Genomic DNA, 591 nt, shown 5'->3' with positions numbered 1-591 from the left:
GTCGCCCGTTGGGGCCAACATTTGCTGCACCTGCTCGATGCCATGCTCGACGATGCGACACAACCGTTGGCGACATTGTCGTTGCTGGATGACGCGCAGCGCCGGCAACTGCTGGAAACCTTCAACCCGACCAGTGGCGCGCTGGACGAAAGCCCGAGTCGCTTCCCTCACGTCGTGTTCGAGGCCCAGGCGAGCCTCACCCCGGATGCCGTGGCGCTGGTCTGCGCCGGCAAGACCCTGAGCTACTCCGAACTCAACGCCCAGGCCAACCGCGTCGCCAACAGCTTGATCGCACTGGGTGTGCAGCCCGACGACACCGTCGGCCTGTCCGCTCGCCGCAGCCCGCACATGCTGATCGGCCTGTTGGGCATCCTCAAAGCTGGCGCGGCCTATGTGCCGCTCGACCCACAGTACCCCGCGCAACGCCTGGCCCACATGCTGACCGACAGCAAGCCGCGGGCCCTGGTCCACCAATCCGGCCTGGACGAATTACCGGTGCCCCAAGGCCTGGCGACACTGGAACTGGGCAGCGCGGCGCTGGCCCAAGCCCCGACCCACAACCCTCAAGTGAAAGCGCTGAATTTCAGTCAC

At 66.0% G+C, this 591-nt stretch carries 1 protein-coding gene; it reads left to right on the top strand.

What is annotated here, in order from left to right:
* Positions 1-591, top strand: a 591-nt coding sequence (locus tag AC09SL_RS29500) for an AMP-binding protein (protein ID WP_479572010.1), incomplete at both ends; no start/stop codon positions are given.

Source organism: Pseudomonas sp. PF05, assembly GCF_056521845.1.
This window is presented reverse-complemented; position numbering and strand designations above follow the sequence as displayed.